The following is a 21278-nucleotide window of genomic DNA, read 5'->3' as shown; positions in this document are numbered from 1 at the left end:
GAGCACGTCATGAACCCAACCCACAGCGGCCACGACCACGGCCACACCGTCGCCGGTTGGACGGGTACCGGTACGGCGCTCGCGGGAAGCGTGGTGTCCGGCGGGTCGATGGTCACCGCGTGGTACCCGGGAGTCGCGCTGGGAGCGGGCCTCATCGTCCTCGCGGCCTGCGTCACCTGGGTGCTGCACCTGGCCGGGTGGGGCAAGGCCGGCGGGCCCAGGCCCTTCTCCGAGCGCGACTGGCGTGTGAGGGACGCGGCCGCCGCGGAAGGCCACCCCGGCTGCGCCGGATGCCGGCTGGCCGGACGTGGCCGACGTGCCGCCCCCGCCGCAACCGTCGCCGCCGAAGCGACGACGCACGTCGACGCCGAGGGTCACCGGACACCGGCCCGTGGCCGAGCGGGGGAGATCGCCCCCGAGGCGAGCGCCGCGATCTGAAGGCGAGCCGCCCGGGCCGTCCGCGCGACCCCCGTCGTCCCGCCCGCGCGTGCGGGTGCGCTGCCCCGCAGCGCTAGTCGCAGATGATCTCGTCGCGCGGGGAGTAGTGCGTGCGGAACGGTTCGCGTCGTACTTCCCGTCCGTCGTCGTGGAAGACCCGCTCGACGGTGACGTCGAAGCCCTCGAGCGGGGTCTGCGGCACGCACTGCTCGTCGGTGCTCGTCCTCGTCTCCGGTTCCCGCACGTCGGAGCGCGGACCCTTGACCGACGTGATCTCGTCGTACTTCTTCGTACCGATGAAGTTGACGGTCAGCGAGGTGTCGGTGGACTCGGCCTCGATGTAGAGGGCCTTGCCGGAGTCGTTGGCGAACTTGAGGTCCAGGCTGCCCCAGGCGACCGTCGCCTCACGGCCCTCGGGGTAGCGCTCGATGTAGAAGGAGTGGGCGCCGTACTCGACGGGCTTGACGCCCGCGAAGAACATGGCGTTGAAGACCGTGGTGGCCACGGCGGAGACGCCGCCGCCGGGCGCCTTCCGGTACTGGTCGTCGTAGATCATGACGCCCTCGACGAAGCCGTTGGCCTCGGTGCGCTCGCCGACCGTCCGGTTGAAGCTCCAGGTCTCGTCCGGCATGACCACGGAACCGTCGATGAGGTCCACGGCCCGGCCGACGTTCGTCGTGCGGTAGGCGGCCGGTTCGAAACGGACGGTGAAGGAGGACAGCTTCTCGGTCAGCCCCAGGCGTGCCGCGTTCTCCCGGGTGACCTCCGGCCGCGTCTCCCGTGCGGCCACCGCGCCGGTGCGGGCGGTGCCCGCCTTGGTCAGCAGAGGCAGCACCGCCTTGCCCAGGGCCTTGTCGGTGACCTCCACGCCGGTCCTGGCGTCGGCCGTCACCACGGCCTTGTCGCCCTGAAGGCCCAGGCGGGCGTTCCGGGGGGTGGCGGGCAGGCCCTTCAGTGCGTCGGCCACCCCCGGCGCGGCACGCAGACCCTTGCCGTCCAGCCTCGGTGCGAGCCTGCCCGTGTCGTCGGGCCGCATCGTCAGGTACTGGCCCAGGACGGCCGGGGTGATCGTGAACCGCCTGCCGCCGGCGGTGAGGGTGACCGGTGCCGACATCGCCGGCTCCGCGAACGCGCGCACCGCCCGCCGGACCTCGTCGGCCGTGACCCGGGGCCTGGTCTCCCGCACGGGCAGCGCCGTGACCGAGTCCGCCGCGCCGCGCAGGAAGGGGGCGCGCAGCGTGCCGATCGAGGCGTCCACGTCCAGCGCGTAGCCGGTGCGCGGGGCGACCTGCTCGACACGGCCGTCGTCGAAGGAGACGGCGCCGTCGCGGACCTTCGTGTCGGTCCTGCCGGCCAGCTTCCCGAGGGCCGCACGCGCCTTGTCCTCGTCGATCCGCACGACCGGTTCGATCTCGCCGCCCGAGCGGAACAGCCCGCCGATCACGCTGACCGGGTCGGCGCCGGTGGACGTGGCCCGGTCCAGAGTTCCCCCGAGGTCGAAGGCCAGCCCCGCCTCCCGCGGATCGACCGCGGCCTTCCGGTCGCCGACCCGTACGGCCAGCTCCCGCGGGCCGCCCGCCACCAGGTGCCGCTCCAGTCTCCGGGTGGCTTCCTCGCGGCTCAGGCCCCCGATGTCCACGCCGCGCACCGTCGTGCCCGCCTCGATCTCACCGCCGGTGACCAGCAGCCCGACGAGGTAGAGGCCGCCGAGGCCGACCGCCAGCGCGCCGCCCGCCAGGGCGACGGGCGGGAAGGGCACTGTCCGCGGGCGCATGGGTCTCCTGAAGGGTTGATGTGACATCCACCCGGCACCGCGGCCCGGTGAATGGAGCGCCGCGGGTCAAGCTACGCACATCCGCCCGCCAAAGGTATATCCAAGGTCACACCGGACGATCCGGATCATCGTCCGCCGGGCTCGCCCCCACGTCGACCCCGCCGGCGCCGTGCCGGAACCCGACCGGCTCATGGCGTACGCATGATCGGGCCGGTGGCCGCGGCCGACGCGCCCGCCCCCATACATGCCGAGGGCCCCGCGACGAGCGGGGCCCTCGGCCGGTGCGCCAGGTGGCGGCGCGGCTCAGTAGATGTTCGCCTCCACCGGCGGGCCGTCGCCCCGGGTGCTGTTGATCTGGGCCCGCAGGGAGATCTCGTCGTAGACGCGGAACTCCCGGACGATGCGGCCCTCCTGGACGAGGAACTGGGAGACTCCCAGCAGGGTCACCGACCGGTCGGTGAGCGGGCCGAAGGCCGGGGTGCCCCGGTAGGTCCCGTGCATGGTCCACAGCACCGCCACCCGCAGACCCGCGTACCGCACCGAGTAGTTGGTCTGCACGTCCCGCACCGCGAACCGGGCGTCGGGGAAGGCCCCGACCATCGCCATGAGGTCGCTCTGGTAGCGCTCGGGACGGATGACGGTCCGGTCGCCGACGGTGTGCAGGAAGAGGTCCCGCGCCATGAAGTCGTTCACCTTGTGCAGCCTGCGCCGCGTCCACACCTCGTCCATGAACTCCAGCACCATCTCGCACTCGGGCCGGAACTCGTCCGGACGCGGCCCGCTGACCCCCTCCAGCAGCACGTCCTTCGGCGGCTCCTCGGTCATCGACCCGCTGTACCCCTGGAAGCGCAGGGCGCGGGCCGCCTCGTCCGGGTCCACCCCGCGCTGGAGGCAGTCGGCCAGCTCGTCGCGCACGACCCACTCCTCGACCATCCGGCCCCGGCGGTAGAGGCAGTTGGCGACCGTGCGCTTGCGGATCCGCACGTTGCGGCCTGCGACCAGGTGCTCGTCCGCGGAGAACACGAGGTGGGAGCTGAGGAAGGCGTCGTCGCCGCGCGCCTCCCACACCACGTCCTCGGCCTGGCCGATGTGGCCGGGCGTGCTGCCCATCCGCATCGTGGTGCCCTCGATCACGCCGTCGCGCCCGACCACGGTGCCGAGACCGGTGTGGACGATCGAGTCGGGCTCGTAGTTGTCGACGATGTAGGAGATGTCGCGGTTGACCCAGATGTGGTCGGTCACCTCGCGGATGAAGTCGTCCGGATCCTTGTAGGGGAGGTAGGCGGCCGGGTCGAGTGCCATGGGGGTCTTCCTCTTCGTCGGTTTCGGCGGTGCGAAATCGGGTTCGTCGGTGGGCCTGGGTGTGCGTACGTATGTATGGGTCAGGTCGGTGGGGCCCGGGGGTGTCCGAGCCGGCCGGGCGGGGCGCCGGTCGTCATCGGGCGAACTTGTCGGCCCCCAGCCGGCTCCGGTACGTCTCCGTCATGAAGGCGCTCACCACGACCAGTGCCATCACCGCGGCCGCCGCCAGGTAGGCCCACACGGCGTAGATCGTGTCGAAGGTGTTCACCAGCAGTGCCGCGACGAACGGCGTGATGCCCATGAAGATGGAGAACGAGCTGTTGTAGGCGATGGCGCTGGCGCTGAACCGGGTGCGGGTGGCGAAGAGTTCGGCCGCGCAGACCGTCACGATGCCGGTCAGGAAGAACTCGGGGACGATGTAGATCAGCTGACTGGCGACGGCCGCGCCGAAGGTGCCCGCCTCGCCGACCCTGAAGGCGAGCGGGACCAGGACGATGCAGGCGATCGCCCCGGCGATCAGCATCGGCTTGCGGCCGATGCGGTCCGAGAGCTTGCCGGCCAGCGGGAGCATCGGGATGAGGACGGCGATGGAGATCGCGTTCGAGACCAGTCCCATCCAGCGGGGCAGTCCGAGGGTGCCGGTCAGGTACTCCGGATAGAAGGTGACCCAGCTGTAGGAGAGGATCGCGACCATGATCGAGATGCCGCAGAAGACCAGGATGGGCCGCCACTGGGAGCGCAGTGCCTCCCGGACGGGCGCCTTGACGACGTGGGTGCCGTCCGCCGTGGCCCGGACGAACTCGGGCGACTCCTCGATGTGCCGCCGCAGCCAGATGCCGACCGCGCTGAGCGGCAGCGCGAGCAGGAACGGGATCCGCCAGCCCCACGAGTCCAGCGCGGGTCCCTGGATGGCCCAGCTCGTCAGCGCGGCCGTGCCGGCTCCCGCCAGGATCCCCACGAAGCAGCTGTTGGAGGCGTACGAGGTGTAGTAGGCGCGGCGCTCGGGCTCCGCCCACTCCACGATGAAGGCCACCGCCCCCACGTACTCGCCGCCCGACACCATGCCCTGCACCACGCGCAGGAGCAGGAGGAGGAGCGGGGCCGCGATGCCGATCTGCTGGTAGGTGGGCAGGAGGCCGATGAGGGTGGTCGCCACGCCCATGAAGACGATGGTCCACAGCAGGGTCTTCTTGCGGCCCACCCGGTCGCCCCAGCGACCCACCAGCGTGCCGCCCAGGGGGCGGAACAGGCAGGCGATGGCGATGATCGCGTAGGTGCTCAGGACGGCCACGGTCTGGTCGCTCTCGGGGAAGAACGCGGGGGCCATGACGGGGGCCATGTAGCCGTACAGCCCGTAGTCGAACTGTTCCACGAAGTTTCCGATGCTTCCCGCACCGATGGCCCGGCGTATCGCGGCCCGCTTCGCCGGGTCGGTCCCTCGGGTGCCGACGGCGGCGCTGGGTGGCGCTGTAGCGGACATGGCTTCTCCGTTCGCGCGGTGGGGCTGGGAGTGTGCATACGTATGAATGTTGCCCGAACACTAAGGAGCGGGAGAGGGGCCGTCAAGGGTCGGTGACGGGTGGGCAGCCCCGGCCGTGCCGGGGGCCGCGAGGGAGCGCATGGTCTCCATGAGGACGTGGGTCATGTTGAACAGGACCAGCCCGGTCCCGGTGCGCTCGACCGCCCGCGCGGCGTCGGCGTCCGGCACGATCGTCATGACCGCCCGGCCGGCCTCGCGTGCCGCCCGGTGGACCCCGTGCAGCAGGCCGTCGACGACGTCCCGGCCGGGGAAGCCGCAGTCCGCCGCCAGGTCGGCCGGGCCCACGAGGATCGCGTCCACACCCTCGGTGGCGGCGATCTCGCCCGCGACGGCGCAGGCCCGCTCGGTCTCGACCATCGCCACGACCAGGGTGTCGCGTGCGGCGGCCAGGTGGTCGCCCGCCGGGACGGTGCCGAAGCGCCCGGCCCTGCTGTAGGTGGCGAAACCCCGTTGCCCCAGCGGCGGGTAGTGGGTCGCCGCCACCGCCCGGCGGGCGTCCTCGGCGTCGTCGACATGGGGATGGACGAGGCCGGCGGCGCCCAGGTCCAGGCAGCGCAGGGCGAGCGCCGGTTCGGCGGTGCCCACGCGGACGAGGACGTCGACGCCGTGCGCCGCGGCGGCCGTCAGGTGGTGCTGGAGGAGCGCCGTGTCGGCCGGTCCGTGCTCGCAGTCGACGACCACGTAGTCGAACCCGGCCACGCAGGCCATCTCCACCAGCGTCTCCGAAGGGAGCCGCAGCAGGGCGCCGCGCAGTCTCTCACCGTCCGCGAGGCGTCGCTTGAGGGAGCGGCGTTCCGCCCGGCGGCCCGTCACCGCGCCACCATCCCCGCGGAGAGGTCGATGTCGGCCCCGCACAGGCCCGGCATGCGCAGCATGGCGCTCACCGCGGAGCCCACCTCCTCGTCGGTGACCATCCGCCCGAGCGCCGACCGCGACACGAAGGCGCGCTCGGCCTCCGCGTAGCTGCTGCCCGTGCGTTCCGCCTCCAGCCGGAAGTTGCGCTCCATGCGGGGGCCGGAGACGGGCCCGGGGGAGAGGGAGTTGACCGTGACGCCGAACGGGCCCACCTCTCCCGCCAGGGTCGCCGTCAGCCCCAGGACGGCCATCTTCGACGCGCAGTACGGAGTACGCCGCAGCAGAGGGCGCTTGCCCGACACCGAGGCGATGTTGACGACGTCGCCCGCGCCCCGCTCGGTCATGCGCGGGAGGAACGCCCGGCACATCAGGAACACCCCGCGCACGTTCACGTCGAAGACCTCGTCCCAGTCCTCCGCCGTGATCTCGGTCAACGGTGCCACGGGCCCGGCGATCCCGGCGTTGTTGACGAGCACCGAGATCTCCTCGTCGGCGAGACCGCCCGCGAGCGCCTCGACGTCAGCGGGCCGCGAGACGTCGCAGACGCGGTGCACGGCGCGGGGGCCGAGGCGCGAGGCCGTCTCCTCCAGGGTGCGCTCGTCGCGCCCGGTGATCACCACGCGCGCCCCGTCGGCCAGCAGGGACCGCGCGATGGCGCTCCCGAGCCCGCTGCCGCCTCCGGTGACGAGCGCGGTGCGGCCGGCCAGTGGACCCGTACCGCCGCTCACGCCCGCGCCCCCGTGTTCCACGGCAGGGTGCCCCGGCCGTACTTGGCGGCGCGCACGTCGCCGGAGCGGGCGTGCCCCTCGAACAGCTCGACGCGGGCCGCCCGGCCGCACACCTCGCCCAGCAGCGCCGACGAGGAGGTGTCGGTGACCTCCTGGTACGTCACCGTCTTGAGGTACTTCCCCACCCACAGGCCGCCGGTGTAGCGGGCGGCCCCCCGGGTGGGCAGCACGTGGTTGGTGCCGATGACCTTGTCGCCGTACGAGACGCAGGTGCCCTCGCCGAGGAAGAGCGCGCCGTAGTCACGCATCCGCTCCAGCGCCTGGCGCGGGTCCTCGGTCAGCACCTCGACGTGTTCGCTGGCGTAGGAGTCCGCGATGTCGAAGGCCTCCGCAAGGGAGCCGGCCACGACGATCTCCCCGTGGTCGCGCCAGGCCGGCGCGGCGAAGTCCTTCGTCGGCATGCCGGGCAGCAGCCGCTCGATGTGACGCTCGACCTCGCGGCCCAGGGCCTCGGACGTGGTCACCAGCACGGCGGGGGAGTCCGGTCCGTGCTCCGCCTGCGACAGCAGGTCGACGGCGACCACGAAGGGATCGGCGTGTTCGTCGGCGATCACCAGGATCTCCGTGGGACCGGCGAACAGGTCGATGCCGACCTCGCCGAACAGCTGGCGCTTGGCCTCGGCGACGTAGGCGTTGCCCGGGCCGGCGATCATCGGGACCCGGCCGATGGTCTCGGTGCCGACGGCGAGCGCGGCGACCGCCTGGACGCCGCCCAGCAGGTGGATCTCGTCGGCACCGGCCAGGTGCATCGCGGCGACCGTGGCGGTGGGGATCTCGCCCCGGATCGGCGGTGTGCAGGCGGCGACCCGCGGGACCCCGGCCACCTTCGCGGTCACGATCGTCATGTGCGCCGAGGCGGTCAGCGGGTAGCGCCCGCCGGGCACGTACGCGCCGGCGCCGGCGACCGGGACGTGCCGGTGACCGAGGTGGACACCGGGCAGCGTCTCGATCTCGACGTCCCGCAGCGAGTCGCGCTGCGCCTGGGCGAACGTGCGCACCTGGCGCTGGACGAAGCGGATGTCCTCCAGCACGGTGTCCGGCACCCCGGCGACGATCCGGTCGATGTCGTCCGGGCCGAGGCGGAAGGACTCGGGGCTCCAGTCGTCGAACTTCTCCGAGTACCGGCGGACCGCCTCGTCGCCCCGCTCGCGGACGTCGTCGAGGATGTCACGTACGCGGTCGGCGACATCCGCACGGGCCGCGCGCACCTGGGCGGCGGGCACCGGGGACTTCAGGACATGGGGCATGACGGCTCTCTTTCCACGGCTTGCAAGGGGTGGGTCGGATGGGGGCGGGGGAGGGGGCGAGGAGCGGCCGGGGGACACGGCGGCCCGGTACACGGCGGCCGAGGTCTCCCCGGCCGGGACACGGCGGCCGAGGAGACACGGCGGTCCGGACGGCCAGGGACCCGGCCGGGGGGTCGGTTCCGGGACCCGGTGCCGGAACGGCTCAGGGACCCGATGCGGGGACGGGGGGTCGGTGGGCGGTGGTCGCCGCTCGCCGCCGCTCCACCGCGGCGAGCAGCTCCCGCAGCGCGTCCGACACGGCGGCCGGCCGCTCCCACGGCAGCAGGTGGCCGGCCCCGGGCACCTCGCACAGGGTGGCCTCCGGCAGGGCCCGCGCGATGACCCGGTGGAACTCCGGCGGGCACAGCGCGTCCCGCGTCCCGCACAGGACGACGGCCGGACACCGGGCGCCGCGCAGCGCCTCCACGGCGTCCACCCGCGTCGCCTGCGCGGCGAGCTGCTTGAGGGCGGTGCCGGAGCCCACGGCACGGGCCATGCGCCGGTAGCGGTCCGCGTCCTCCCGCCGGGGAGCCGGCTCGGCGAACATGCCCGGGAGGATCCGCTCGACGACGTCCGCGTACCGTCCCTCGTCGATCAGCCCGGCCATCGACCGCCACTGCGCTCGCTGTCCGGCACGCGGCGCGGCGGCGTTCGTGGACATCACGCACAGGCCGGCGATCCGCTCGGGGGCCCGGCGAAGTGCCTCGAAACCGACGATGGCCCCGAGGCTGAGCCCGACGAGGACGAACGGTCCGTGCACCGAGGCGAGCACGTCGTCGGCCAGCGATCCGATGTCCGCCCGGCCCGGCGTGACGTGCCGGACCTCGTGGCCCGCCGGGAAGTCGACCTCGGACCACAGGTCCGCGTCGCAGAGCATCCCGGGGACCACCACGAGCGGGAGCCCGCGGGGGAAGGCGGCGGCGGCCACGCCGGTCACCAGCGGCGCGCGGAGCGCGGCAGCAGCGCGTACGGGGCGACGTACCCGTTGTGGTCGACGCCCAGGCCGGCGTCGGCCGCGCTCTTGAGGACCTCCTCGTCCCACTCCAGGCGGACGCGCCCGTCACCGGAGTTGACGACGAGGAGGTCTCCTGTCGTGTCACCGACGTTGCGCAGGGACCGCCAGGCGTCCTGCGGGACGGAGAGCATGTCGCGCGGGCCCAGGCGGACCTGGACGGGGTCGGTGCGGTTGAGCGTGACCTCCCACAGCCCGTCCTTCACGATCAGGGTCTGCGTCTCGTGCTGCCGGTGGAGGGAGACGCCCTGTCCGGGCTCGGCGCGCAGCCAGGCGACGTTGTGGCCGTGCGGGTTGAAGACGCGGGGCTCCTGGTGCGGATCCTCGGTCATGCCGAAGCCGATGACGCAGCTGAGACGGGCGCCACCGCCGGGCAGGGTGCTGTCGAGGAAGGGGTGGTCGCTCCACACCAGCTCGTCCGCCGCCGCGACGCGACGCCTCATCTCGTCCGGGCCGTAGTGCCGCAGCCGGTCGATGTGCTCCTGCCGCATCGGCTCGGTGAGTTCGGCCCCGGGCGGGACGGTGTCACCGGCGACCGTGTCGATCAGTTCGTTGTCGGCGGTGAGGTACAGGCCGTGCCCCTCCGCCTCGCGCAGCACCGAGGGCCCCCAGATGATGCCGCCGGTGTCGTCCATCCCGAGGACGGTGAACAGCCAGCCGCTGTCCGGCCCGGTGTTGGTGAAGCCCCGGAAGATCCAGGTGGGCACGGAGACGATGTCGCCCGCCCGGACCGGCAGTTCGCCCTCCGTTCCGTCGGCGCCCCAGCGCAGCAGGAACTCGCCCTCGGTGCAGACGAAGACCTCGGCGGTGTAGTGCAGGTGCAGGTTGTTGGTGATGCCGTGGGGCATCGCCGCCGCGCCGATGTTGTAGCCGTGCGGCAGGCGGAGGTTGACGTGCTGGCCGGCGGACTGCGAGACGCCCGGCCCGATCATGGCGTAGTTCTCCTTCCGGTCCGAGCCGGGCGTGCGGCAGTCGATGAAGGCCTGGTTGCAGGAGACGAAGTCGCTGCGGCGCACCGTACGGCGCCCCAGCTCGGTGGTGGACACGACGACATCGGGCATGACGGGCTCCCTGGTTGTGAATACGTATGTATTCCATGACAGGTGGTCGCTGGGGTGTTGTCAAGGGGGGGACGCGGGGCATCCGGCGAGAGAGCTGAGCGCGGTGGCGTCCGGACGTCGGCCCGTGCCGATTGGTGACATACGTATACTGAGTTAGGTCGGCGCCGGAGGGGCGCGGCGGGCGACGGAAGAGGGCCGATGGCGATCACGAGTCACGACGTGGCGAGGCTGGCGGGGGTCTCGCAGCCCACGGTGTCCCGGGCCCTGCGGGACGACCCCCGGGTGTCGGCGGCGACCCGGGAGAAGGTCAGACGGGCCGCGCGGGCGCTGAACTACGTGCCCAGCGAGGCGGGACGCACCCTGTCGACCCGGTCGACCCGACGTGTCGGGGTGATCGTGACCGATCTGACCAACCCCTTCTACCCGCACGTGATCGCGCCCCTGCACGACGAGCTGGAGGCCCTGGGCTACCGGATGATGCTCCTGACGGAGCGGTCCGACGAGGCCGTCGCCGAGGAGAACCTCCTGGACCAGTCCCTGGACGGCGTGGTGCTGGCGACGGCCACCACCGACTCCCGGCTGCCGGCCCAGCTGGACCGGCGGGGGATGCCCTACGTCTTCCTCAACCGCGACACCGGCGGACGCGGCGACTACGCCTCCGTCGTCGACAACGAGGGCGGCGGACGGCTCGTGGCCCGCGAGCTCGTCGCACTCGGGCACCGGCGGATCGCCGGCGTCTTCGGCGCGGCCAACACCACCACCGGCCGCGAGCGCGAGCTGGGCTTCCGGCTGGCCCTCGCAGACGCGGGGATCGGACTCCCGGAGGACCGCGTGGTGCGCGGGCCCTTCGAGTACGACACCGGCTACGGCGCCCTGCCCTTCCTGCTCGACGCGCGGGAGACGCCCACGGCCGTGTTCTGCGGCAACGACGTGGTCGCCATCGGTGTGCTGAACGCCGCCCTGGCGGCCGGGCTGCGGGTGCCCGACGACCTCACCGTGATCGGTTTCGACGACCTGCCGATGGCCGCCTGGGAGGTGTTCCGGCTGACCACCGTCCGGCACGACCTGCGCGAGCTCTCCCGTCGGGCGGCCCGGCTGCTGGTCCGGCGGATCAAGGACGAGGTCGACCCCGCCGGTGAGCGGCTGCTCCTGCCGACCGAGTTCGTGCCGCGGGCCACGCACGGCCGCGTCGCCTGAGCCGCCGTCCGGGCCGCCCGGGCGGTCATCGGAGGGGCGCTGCCGTCCGCGCACGCGCCGCGGCCTCGTCCTTGGCAGGCGTGGCGGGCGTGGCAGGCGTGCCGGCGCCCGGCCGGCCGCCCCGCTGCCGCAGGACGCCGACGCCCACGAGCACCGCGGCGAGCCCGAGGGAGAGCCAGAGTTCGAGCCGGTGTCCGGGCAGTACCGCCATGAGGACCAGCACCCCGGCGATGAAGGCGATCGTGGCCAGGGTCAGATAGGGGAAGGCCCACATGCGCACCTCGGGCGGATGCCCCTGCTTGCGCCGGGTCGCGTACTGGGTGAGCGCGATGACCAGGTACATCATCAGGGCGATCGCGCCGCTGGAGGCGATGAGGTACGTGAAGACGCTCGGCAGCAGGTAGTTGGCGATCACCGCGACGACGCCGATGACGGTGGAGCCCACCACGGCGTTGCGCGGCACCCCGTTCGGGGAGGTCGCGGCGAGGGCGGCCGGGGCGTCGCCGCGCCGGGCCAGGGAGAACGCCATCCGGGAGGCGGTGTAGACGGCCGAGTTGAGGCAGCTGCTGACGGCGACGACCAGCACGACGTCCATGATCCGGCCGGCGCCCGGGATGTTCATCCGGTCGAGCACCGCCTGGTAGGACCCGGCGGCCAGGACGTCCGAGTTCCACGGCACGAGACTGACCACGAGGAAGATCGAACCCAGGTAGAACAGCCCGAGGCGCCAGACGACGGCGCGGACGGCCTTCTTGATGTTCTTCTTCGGCTCCTCGGACTCGGCGGCGGCGATCGTGACGATCTCGCTGCCCTGGAAGCTGAACATGGCGGTGAGCAGACCGGCGAGGACGGCCACCCCGCCTTCGGGGGCGAAGCCGCCGTGGCTCCACAGGTTCGCCACCCCGTGGGTGTCGGAGCCGGGGAGCACACCGAGGACGGCGAGCAGTCCGAGGACCAGGAAGGCCACGATCGCGACGACCTTCAGCAGCGCGAACCAGTACTCGAACTCGCCGTAGTTGCGTACGGCGAGCAGGTTGCTGCCCGCCAGCAGGACGATCATGGCCAGGGCCGGGATCCAGCTGGGCACCGAGGTCAGACCGGCGATCACCTCACCCGCGGCGATGGCCTCGATGGGGATGACGAGGATGTAGAACCACCAGTACAGCCAGCCGATCGAGAACCCGGCCCAGCGGCCCAGTGCGCGGTCCGCGTAGGTGGAGAAGGAGCCCGTGTCCGGATGGGCGACGGCCATCTCGCCGAGCATCTGCATGACCAGCACCACCAGGGCGGCGGCCAGCAGGAAGGAGATGAGGACGGCCGGACCGGCGGTGGCCACGGCGGTGGAGGAGCCGACGAAGAGACCGGCTCCGATCACCCCGCCGATGGAGATCATGGTGATCTGCCGGCCCTTGAGGCCCTGGGTGAGCGCGGTGCCCGTCCCGTCGGACGGGCCGGGAGCGGAGGGTCGGTGGCGCATGGGGGAGATCCTCGGGGGAGGGGGAGCGTGGCTCCCGGAGGACGATGCTCGGTCGGGCGGGTGGGGACGGGCCGGAGGCCCGGGACACCGGGCGCACGGGGGTGTGGGGGTGCGCGGTGTCCCGGGGGCCGGGGGACGGACGGCTCAGAGCTGGTCGCGCAACGCCTCGGGGACGGCGTCGAACGCCCCGGACCTGCGGCCGATACGGTCGATCCGCAGCGTCGCGGTCGCACCGTGCGCGGCCAGGCCCTCGAACGCGGAGATCCGCTCGACGGCGGGGGCCAGCGCAGCCGTACCCTCCTCGACGGCCCTCTGGTACGTCAAGGGCTTGAGGAACCGTGAGACGGACAGCCCGGCGTTGTAGCGGGCGGTCTTGCCCGTCGGCAGGACGTGGTTGGTCCCGGCGATGCCCTTGTCGGAGTAGGCGACGGTGGACCAGGGGCCGATGAAGAGCGACCCGTAGTTGGTGAGGTGCCGCAGGAAGTAGTCGTCGTCGCCGGTCTGGATCTCCAGGTGCTCGGGGCCCAGGACGTCCGCCACGGCCACCGCGTCCGCACGGTCGCCCACGACGATGACGGAGCCGAAGTCCCGCCAGGCCGGTCCGGCGATGTCCCGGGTGGCGAGGGTCTCCAGCCGGCGCTCGATCTCGGCGGCGACGGCACGGCCCAGCTTCTCGGACGTGGTGATCAGGGCGGCCGGCGAGTGGGGCCCGTGCTCGGCCTGGCCCAGCAGGTCCGCGGCGACCCAGACGGGGTCGGCCGTGTCGTCGGCGATGACCGCCACCTCGGAGGGGCCGGCCAGCAGGTCGATCCCGACGCGTCCGAAGAGCTGCCGCTTCGCCTCGGTGACGAAGGCGTTGCCCGCGCCCACCAGCATGTCGACCGGGGCCTCGCCGAGCAGGCCGAACGCCATCGCGCCCAGGGCCTGGACACCGCCGACGGCGAAGACGCGGTCGGCGCGGGACAGGTAGGCGCCGTAGAGCACCGCCGGATGGGCGCCGTGCTCGCCCGACGGGGGAGTGCACGCCACGACGGTGGGGACACCTGCCGTCTTCGCGACGTTCACGGTCATGAAGGCGCTGGCCAGCAGCGGGAAGCGGCCCGCGGGCAAATAGGCGCCGACCCGGGAGACCGGGACGTAGCGCTGGCCGCCGGCGACGCCCGGGGCGAGTTCGATCTCGAAGTCGGTCAGGTGCTCGCGCTGGGCCGAGGCGAAGCGGTGGGTGCGCTCGTAGCCCATCTCCAGGGCCGTGCGGACGTCGGCGGGCAGGGCGTCGCCCGACTTCTTCAGCGCGGTGGGCCCGATCTCCAGCTCACCGGACCAGCCGTCGAGTTCCTGGGCGTAGGCGCGGACCGCGTCCATGCCCTTGCGCTCGATCTCCTGGAGCATCTGCGACACCCGCTCGACCACCTTGGGGTCGCGCTGGGCGGGGGGACCGTCGACCGCCGGCTTCTTGAGCCACTTCAGGGGCGGGAGGGCCTGTGCTTCGTCGTGCGTGATCTGCATGCCCCGGACGCTAGACGCGGCACTGCCACAGGACCAGAGGGGCAGTTCCTGTGCCTGCCACAGGGTTTCCCAGTGGGAAGTCCGAGCCGGTCCGCGCCCGGCAAGGCACGGCGGGTGGCGGGTGCGGGTGGTGGGTGGCCCGTCGGCCGGGGTCCGGGGCCGCGGTCAGCCGGACGAGCCGTTGCCGAGCTCGCGGATGGTGTCCTCGGCCAGGCGGGCCAGTTCCCGGGTGGCGCGGGAGAGGGGATGGCCCCGGCGCCGGACGAGCGCGATGGTGTCGTGCAGGGGCTCCTCGAAGGGCGCGGTGTGCAGACCGGAGGGAAAGGACGGGCTACTGATCACCGCGCGGCTGGCGATCGTGTCACCCACGCCGGCGGCGGCCAGCTTCAGTGCCGCCTCGACGTGCTCGATCTCGATCATGGGCTCGACGCGGACCCCGGCGAACTGCGCCCGCTCGGCGATCTGCCGTCGCGTCGGGTCCCGCCAGCCGTAGTGGGCGTCGTAGAGCACGAGGGGCGCCCGGGAGAAGGCCTCGATGGTCACCGGGGTCCGGGTGCGTTCCGGGTGGGCGCTGACGTAGAGCACCTCGTCGCGCATCAGGGGTGTGACCACCAGCCCCTCGTCGTCGATCGGCAGGATGACCAGGCCCGCCTCGATGTGCCCCGCCGCCACGGCCGCCGCGGTCTCGGCCGAGTTCTGGCCCACCAGCCGGACCCGGACCGCGGGGTACCGGGCGTGGAACAGCTGCACGAGGTTGGCCAGCAGGTAGTAGTCGGCGTTGCGCAGCACCCCGAAGGTGGCGGTGCCTCCGCCCAGCGACCCGAGGGAGTGCACCGCCCGGACCCCGCTGTCGGCCGCCTCCAGCGCCTCCTGGGCGTACGGCAGCAGCTCGTGTCCGGCGGCGGTCAGGGTCAGCGTGCGGCTGCCGCGGAGGAACAGGTCCGTGTCCAGTTCCGTCTCCAGACGGCGGACCAGTTCCGAGGCCGACGCCTGGGCGATGTCCATGGCCTTGGCGGCGGCGGTGAACGACCCGAGCCGCTCGGCCTCGACGAAGGCCCTCAGCTGGTTGAGGGTCATCCGGTCCCCCTGTCCGAGGCGGGGGCGATGGCGGGTGGTGTGGTTCCAGGCATGGCCGCACTCTAGGGAAGACCCCAGGTCCCGTCGTCGCCGCCTCGCGCCCGCGCACCCGGCGGGGTCCTTCGGGCCCGACTCTCCGGAGGTGCCCTGGAGACTCCTGGCGTGCGCCCGGTGCCCCCGAACGACCGGTGCGGACCTTCGAAACTGTCGGGGCGCGGTGCCCGCTCCTTTCGCCCGTCGCGACCGGATCCCCCTCGCGGTGCGTCCCCTGCCCCTCCTCGCGCACAGGGGCGGGGGAGCGGCGTGCGATCGATAACGTTTTGAGTCGGCGCCCGCACGGCCATTGACCGCAAATCCCGTCTGACTTTACTGTCCGTCAGCATGGACTTTCGGTGATGGTGCCGAAACATTCGAAAGGCGAACGATGAAGACACGTGCGCGCTTGCCCAGACTGGTCGCCACCGGTGCGACGCTCGCCCTCGCGCTGAGCCTCGCGGCCTGCGGGGACGGGAACGGCGGGGCGTCGTCGGACGACGGCAAGATCCATGTCCTGGTCTACGGGGACGCCAGCAACAAGGTCGAGCAGCGAATCGTCGACACGTTCAACAAGACGTCCGACGTGAAGGCGGTCCTCGACACCATCCCCGGCGCCGACTACCAGCAGAAGCTCCAGACGATCATCAACACCCCGCAGGCTCCGGACGTCTTCTTCAACTGGGGCGGCGGCAGCATCAAGCCGTTCGTCAAGGGCGACCTGCTGTTGCCGCTCGACGACTTCATCAAGAAGAACCCGGACCTCAAGGCGAAGTTCCTGCCGTCCGTCTTCGACAGCGCCGTCGTCGACGGCAAGCCGTACGGCGTCCCGATGCGCGGCACCCAGCCGGTCCTGCTCTTCCACAACAAGAAGGTCCTCGAAGACGCCGGCGTCCAACCGCCGAAGACCTGGGACGAGCTGATCGACGCGGTGGGCAGGCTCAAGGACGAGGGCGTCACGCCGATCGCGCTCGGCGGCGGCGACGTCTGGCCCACCCAGATGTGGTTCCAGTACCTCTACGACCGCATCGCCGGTCCGGAGCTGTTCGCCAAGGCCGTCGGCGGCGACAAGAGCGCCTGGGAGAGCGCGGACAGCAAGAAGGCCCTGGACATGATCAAGGAGCTGGTCGACACCGGCGCCTTCGGCAAGAACTACGACTCCGTCAAGTACACCAACGGCGGCTCGGTCCAGCTGGTGGCCTCGGGCAAGGCCGGCTTCGAGCTGATGGGCTCCTGGTACTACTCCCAGCAGCTGACGGACCACCCGGAGTTCGCCGAGAAGGACCTCGGGTACACCGCCTTCCCGGCCGTCGAGGGCGGCAAGGGCGACCCGGCCAACGTCGCCGGCAACACCAACAACTACTACTCGGTGATGAAGAAGACCAAGCACCCCGAGGCCGTCGCCGAGTTCCTGAAGCTCATGTACTCCGACGAGTTCGTCAAGGCGCAGCTGGACATCGGCAACCTGCCGACCACGACCGACACCGGCAAGTTCATCGACGGCTCGGGCACCCCCGAGTACTCGCGCTTCCAGTACGACCTCGTCGCCGACGCCCCGTCGTTCCAGCTCTCCTGGGACCAGGCGTACCCGCAGAAGGCCAGCTCGGATCTGCACAAGGCCGTCCAGCAGTTCTTCAACGGACAGCTCGACACGGACGGCTTCGTCAAGGCCATGCAGGCCCTCCCGACCGACTGACGAACGGCTCATGACCACACAGATCACGAGTGCCCGGCCCGCCGCCGGACCCCGCAAGGAGTCCCGGCGGCGGCCGCCCGCCTCGTCCGCAACGACGGTGGGACGCCCCGGCTTCGCCTGGGCGCTGCCCGCCGCGATCTTCTTCGCCCTCTTCGCGATCGTCCCGCTGATCATGGTGGCGGTGCTGTCCTTCATGAGCTGGGACGGGATCAGCTCGCCCGAGTTCGTCGGCACGGACAACTGGTCGCGCCTCATCGACGACCCGGTCATGCTCAAGAGCATCTGGCTGACCCTGCTGCTGACCGTGCTCGGCGTGGTCCTCCAGACCCCGCTGAGCATCCTGCTCGGCGTCTGGGCCGCCGGCCACCAGCGCAACCGGGCCGTCCTGTCGGTCATCTACTTCATCCCGCTGCTCCTGTCCGCGACGGCCGTGTCCGTGCTGTGGCGGGCGCTGCTCGACCCGAACTTCGGCATCCCCGCTGACGCCACCTGGCTCTTCGGCGACGGCAACCTCTTCGGTGAACAGGCCACCGCCATCGGGGTGCTGGCGTTCGTCAGCACCTGGCAGTTCACCCCGTTCCACACGCTGATCTACCAGGGCGCCGCCCGCGCGGTCCCGCAGGTGCTGTACCAGGCGGCGGAGATCGACGGGGCGGGCCGCTACCGGCAGTTCTTCCACATCACGCTGCCGCAGCTGCGCACGTCCATGATCACCTCGATGATCCTGATGATCGTCGGCGGTCTGACCACGTTCGAGACGGTCCTCATCCTGACCCAGGGCGGTCCCGGCACCGACACCACCATCAGCGCCTACTACATGTACGACAAGGCCTTCAAGAGCTTCGACTACGGCACCGGTTCCGCGGTCGCCCTGGCCCTGGTCGTCGCGGCCACGATCATCTCGCTGATCGTCGTCCGGGTCTCCGGCTACGACAAGATGCGCAGCTCCGCGGAGGGTGTGTCATGAGGCGCCGACCGAACTACCTGGCCGGTGCCGGCTCGCTCGTCTGGCTGCTCCTGGTGGGCCTGCCGCTGTACGTGATGCTCGCCGCGACCCTGCGCACCCGCCAGGACTACGCCGAGAACGGCCCGGTCTCCCTCCCGGACAGCTTCACGCTGGACAACTACATCGGCGCCTTCGACTCGGGCTTCGGCCAGTACTTCCTCAACACGCTGATCGTCACCGCCTGTGTGATCGGCATCGTGCTCCTGCTCGTCCCGCCGCTCGCCTACGCGATCGTCCGCAGCCGCAGCAGGACCACGTCGGCGATCTTCCGGCTCTTCCTGCTCGGCCTCGCCATCCCGGCCCAGGCCGTGATCGTGCCGATGTTCTACCTGATCAGCGAGGCCGGGCTGTACGACAACCTCCTCGGCGTCATCCTGCCCACGGCGGCCTTCTGCCTGCCGATGTCCGCGCTGATCCTCAGCGGCGCCATGCGCGACATCTCCCCGGAGCTGTACGAGGCCATGGCGATGGACGGCGCGAGCCAACGGCGCGTCTTCCTCCAGCTCGTCGTGCCGCTGTCCCGCGGCGGACTCTCCACCATCGTGGTGTTCTCCGCGCTCCAGGCGTGGAACGGCTTCCTGTTCCCGCTCGTCCTGACCCAGTCCGACTCCACCAAGGTGGTCACGCTGGGCCTGTACAACTTCCAGACCGCGCACGGCATCGACATCCCCGGTCTGCTGGGTGCCGTGGTGCTGTCCATGGTGCCCATCCTGCTCGTCTACCTGTTCGCTCGTCGCGCCCTGGTCCAGGGCCTGATGGGCGTCGGAGGAAAGTGATCGACAACGTGGCCGTTGAGACCGCCCCCGAAGTCCCCCTCTGGAAGAACCCCGCCCACCCCGTCACCGCCAGGGTGTCCGCGCTGATCGACGCGATGACCCTGGAGGAGAAGATCGCCCAGCTGTACGGCGTGTGGGTCGGCGCGTCCGACGAGGGCGGCGACGTGGCCCCCCACCAGCACGACATGGAGGAGGCCGTCGACCTCGACGCGCTCCTGCCCCGCGGACTGGGCCAGCTGACCCGCCCCTTCGGCACCGCCCCCGTCGACCCGGCGCTCGGCGCGCTCTCCCTGCTGCGCACGCAGATCCGCATCGCCGCGTCGAACCGCTTCGGCATCCCCGCCGTCGCCCACGAGGAGTGCCTGGCCGGCTTCGCCGCCTGGGGCGCCACCGCCTACCCCGTCCCGTTGTCCTGGGGCGCCACCTTCGACCCGGACCTGGTCCACCGGATGGCCACCGCCATCGGCCGCGACATGCGGTCCGTCGGGGTCCACCAAGGGCTCGCGCCCGTCCTGGACGTCGTGCGCGACGCCCGTTGGGGGCGCGTCGAGGAGACCATCGGCGAGGACCCGTACCTCGTCGGCACCATCGGCACCGCCTACGTCCGCGGCCTGGAGGACGCGGGGATCGTCGCCACCCTCAAGCACTTCGTCGGCTACTCGGCCTCCCGCGCCGGACGCAACCTCGCCCCCGTCTCCATGGGGCCGCGCGAGCGCGCCGACGTCCTGCTGCCGCCCTTCGAGATGGCCGTCCGCGAGGGCGGCGCCCGGTCGGTGATGCACGCCTACACCGACACCGACGGGGTGCCCGCCGCGGCCGACGAGGAACTGCTCACCGGGCTGCTGCGGGAGACCTGGGGCTTCGAGGGCACGGTCGTCGCCGACTACTTCGGCATCGCCTTCCTCAAGACGCTGCACGGCATCGCCGCCGACTGGGCCGGCGCCGCCGGCGCCGCTCTGCGCGCGGGGGTCGACATCGAACTGCCCACCGTCAAGACGTTCGGCGCGCCCCTGGTGGAAGCCGTCACGGCCGGCCGGATACCGGAGAAGCTGATCGACCGCGCGCTGCGCCGGGTCCTCACCCAGAAGGCGGCGCTCGGCCTGCTCGACCCGGGCTGGGACCCCGTGCCCCCCGCGCTGGCCGGCGCCGACCTGGACGACCTGGACGCCCTGCGCGGCAGGATCGACCTGGACGGGCCCGCCAACCGCGAGCTGGCCCGCACGGTCGCCGACGAAGCGGTCGTGCTGCTGAGCAACGACGGCACCCTGCCGCTCGACCGGCCGCGCCGCGTCGCCCTGGTCGGGCCCAACGCCGACGAGGCCACCGCCGTACTGGGCTGCTACTCCTTCCCCCAGCACATCGGCGTGCACCACCCGGCCACGCCCGTCGGCATCGAACTGCCCACCCTGCGCGACACCCTGGCCGCCGAGTTCCCCGACACCGAGTTCACCCTCGTACGCGGCACGGGCGTCGACGACGGCGACGTCTTCGGCATCCCCGAGGCCGTCCGGGCCGCCCGCGACGCCGATGTGGTCGTCGCCGTCCTGGGCGACCGTGCCGGACTGTTCGGCCGCGGCACCAGCGGTGAGGGCTGCGACGCCGAGTCGCTGGCGCTGCCCGGTGCCCAGCAGCAGCTCCTGGACGCGCTGCTCGACACCGGCACACCGGTCGTCACGATCCTGCTGGCGGGCCGCCCCTACGCCCTCGGCCGGGCCGTGGCGGAGTCCGCCGCGATCGTCCAGTCGTTCTTCCCCGGAGTGGAGGGCACCGCCGCCCTCGCCGGGGTGCTCAGCGGACGGACGAGCCCCTCCGGCCGGCTCCCGGTCGGCGTGCCGCGCGGTGCGGGCGCCCAGCCGGCCACCTATCTCGGAGCACGCCTCGCGCAGGCCGGCGAGGTGTCCAACATCGACCCGACGCCCGCCTTCGGCTTCGGGCACGGCCTCACGTACACCACGTTCGCCTGGAGCGACCTCGTGACGTACACCGGGGAAGCGGCCACCGACGGTGAGTTCTCCCTGGCGTTCACCGTCCGCAACACCGGCCGACGGCACGGCACCGAAGTCGTCCAGCTCTACCTGCACGACCCGGTCGCCTCCGTCGTCCAGCCGGTGCAGCGGCTCGTCGGCTACACGCGGGTGCCGCTCGCGCCCGGTGAGGCCCGGCGGCTGCGCGTCACGGTCCCGGCCGACCTCGCCTCCTTCACCGGCCGCGACGGACGGCGCGTCGTCGAACCGGGCGGACTGGAGCTGCGGCTCGCCGCCTCCAGCACCGACCCGCGCCTCACGGCGACGGTCACCCTCACCGGCCCCGAGCGCCATGTCGACCACACGCGGCGCCTGCACGCGGTCTTCGAGGAGGAGGGGGAGGGCACCGGCGTCTGACACCCGACGCGGGACATCGCGGGCGGTGCCGCCGGGGGCACCGCCCGCGCCGCCGGGGGCCTGGCCTTCGGCC

The 21278-nt window shown here is 72.2% G+C and carries 17 protein-coding genes; 6 read left to right on the top strand and 11 right to left on the bottom strand.

The genetic code is table 11. The features are described from left to right. Positions 1-9 precede the first annotated feature (9 nt). Positions 10-438 (top strand): HGxxPAAW family protein, encoded by a 429-nt coding sequence (locus ACZ6EG_RS24135; RefSeq protein ID WP_391969187.1) that lies wholly within the window; start codon positions 10-12, stop codon positions 436-438. Between the two features lie 73 nt (positions 439-511). Here the strand turns inward: ACZ6EG_RS24135 and ACZ6EG_RS24130 are convergent, their stop codons facing one another. The 8 genes from ACZ6EG_RS24130 to ACZ6EG_RS24095 form a co-directional block, all read right to left on the bottom strand. Beyond that, the gene (locus ACZ6EG_RS24130; RefSeq protein WP_469607462.1) at positions 512-2212 is read right to left on the bottom strand and encodes a VanW family protein; all 1701 of its coding nucleotides are present in this window, start codon (positions 2210-2212) and stop codon (positions 512-514) included. Positions 2213-2515: 303 nt separating this feature from the next. Then, positions 2516-3514: a nuclear transport factor 2 family protein gene (locus tag ACZ6EG_RS24125; RefSeq protein ID WP_469607460.1), complete on the bottom strand. Its 999-nt coding sequence runs from the start codon at positions 3512-3514 to the stop codon at positions 2516-2518. Positions 3515-3647: 133 nt separating this feature from the next. Further along, positions 3648-4994 carry an MFS transporter gene (locus tag ACZ6EG_RS24120; RefSeq protein ID WP_383636612.1) on the bottom strand — a complete coding sequence of 449 codons (1347 nt, stop codon included), beginning with the start codon at positions 4992-4994 and terminating at the stop codon, positions 3648-3650. 60 nt (positions 4995-5054) lie between these two features. Then, positions 5055-5867 carry an HpcH/HpaI aldolase family protein gene (locus ACZ6EG_RS24115; RefSeq protein ID WP_391969184.1) on the bottom strand — a complete coding sequence of 271 codons (813 nt, stop codon included), beginning with the start codon at positions 5865-5867 and terminating at the stop codon, positions 5055-5057. Beyond that, positions 5864-6637, bottom strand: a complete 774-nt coding sequence (locus tag ACZ6EG_RS24110) for an SDR family NAD(P)-dependent oxidoreductase (protein ID WP_469607455.1) — start codon at positions 6635-6637, stop codon at positions 5864-5866. Before ACZ6EG_RS24110 ends, ACZ6EG_RS24115 begins: the two co-directional genes overlap by 4 nt. Beyond that, positions 6634-7944 (bottom strand): histidinol dehydrogenase, encoded by a 1311-nt coding sequence (gene hisD, locus ACZ6EG_RS24105; RefSeq protein ID WP_469607452.1) that lies wholly within the window; start codon positions 7942-7944, stop codon positions 6634-6636. The genes ACZ6EG_RS24110 and hisD (ACZ6EG_RS24105) overlap by 4 nt, the downstream gene beginning before the upstream one ends. Before the next feature lie 202 nt (positions 7945-8146). After that, complete coding sequence (locus tag ACZ6EG_RS24100; RefSeq protein ID WP_469607449.1) at positions 8147-8911, bottom strand: alpha/beta fold hydrolase; 765 nt, start codon at positions 8909-8911, stop codon at positions 8147-8149. A 5-nt stretch (positions 8912-8916) separates the two neighbouring features. Then, positions 8917-10056, bottom strand: a complete 1140-nt coding sequence (locus ACZ6EG_RS24095; protein ID WP_391969180.1) for a cupin domain-containing protein — start codon at positions 10054-10056, stop codon at positions 8917-8919. Between the two features lie 198 nt (positions 10057-10254). On the opposite strand from ACZ6EG_RS24095, the gene ACZ6EG_RS24090 reads away from it, so the two are divergent. After that, on the top strand, positions 10255-11253 hold the full coding sequence (locus tag ACZ6EG_RS24090; protein WP_391969179.1) for a LacI family DNA-binding transcriptional regulator: 999 nt from the start codon (positions 10255-10257) through the stop codon (positions 11251-11253). Positions 11254-11278: 25 nt separating this feature from the next. Here the strand turns inward: ACZ6EG_RS24090 and ACZ6EG_RS24085 are convergent, their stop codons facing one another. From ACZ6EG_RS24085 to ACZ6EG_RS24075, 3 genes are all read right to left on the bottom strand, one after another. Continuing rightward, positions 11279-12730, bottom strand: coding sequence for an amino acid permease (locus ACZ6EG_RS24085; RefSeq protein ID WP_469607445.1), 1452 nt, complete (start codon positions 12728-12730; stop codon positions 11279-11281). A 144-nt stretch (positions 12731-12874) separates the two neighbouring features. After that, on the bottom strand, positions 12875-14236 hold the full coding sequence (gene hisD / locus ACZ6EG_RS24080) for a histidinol dehydrogenase (RefSeq protein WP_391969177.1): 1362 nt from the start codon (positions 14234-14236) through the stop codon (positions 12875-12877). A gap of 165 nt (positions 14237-14401) precedes the next feature. After that, positions 14402-15313 carry a LysR family transcriptional regulator gene (locus tag ACZ6EG_RS24075; RefSeq protein WP_391969176.1) on the bottom strand — a complete coding sequence of 304 codons (912 nt, stop codon included), beginning with the start codon at positions 15311-15313 and terminating at the stop codon, positions 14402-14404. Between the two features lie 424 nt (positions 15314-15737). Between ACZ6EG_RS24075 and ACZ6EG_RS24070 the strand changes: the two genes are divergently transcribed. From ACZ6EG_RS24070 to ACZ6EG_RS24055, 4 genes are read left to right on the top strand one after another with little or no spacing between them, the layout of a single operon-like run. Continuing rightward, positions 15738-17042 carry an ABC transporter substrate-binding protein gene (locus tag ACZ6EG_RS24070; RefSeq protein ID WP_391969175.1) on the top strand — a complete coding sequence of 435 codons (1305 nt, stop codon included), beginning with the start codon at positions 15738-15740 and terminating at the stop codon, positions 17040-17042. 10 nt (positions 17043-17052) lie between these two features. After that, positions 17053-18009: a carbohydrate ABC transporter permease gene (locus tag ACZ6EG_RS24065; RefSeq protein WP_356606889.1), complete on the top strand. Its 957-nt coding sequence runs from the start codon at positions 17053-17055 to the stop codon at positions 18007-18009. Beyond that, a complete protein-coding gene (locus ACZ6EG_RS24060) occupies positions 18006-18824 on the top strand; it encodes a carbohydrate ABC transporter permease (RefSeq protein WP_356606891.1) in 819 nt (272 codons plus the stop codon). Before ACZ6EG_RS24065 ends, ACZ6EG_RS24060 begins: the two co-directional genes overlap by 4 nt. Next, on the top strand, positions 18821-21205 hold the full coding sequence (locus tag ACZ6EG_RS24055) for a beta-xylosidase/alpha-l-arabinosidase (protein WP_469607438.1): 2385 nt from the start codon (positions 18821-18823) through the stop codon (positions 21203-21205). Before ACZ6EG_RS24060 ends, ACZ6EG_RS24055 begins: the two co-directional genes overlap by 4 nt. Positions 21206-21278: the final 73 nt, after the last annotated feature.

Source organism: Streptomyces sp. NPDC041968, from assembly GCF_055589025.1.
This window is presented reverse-complemented; position numbering and strand designations above follow the sequence as displayed.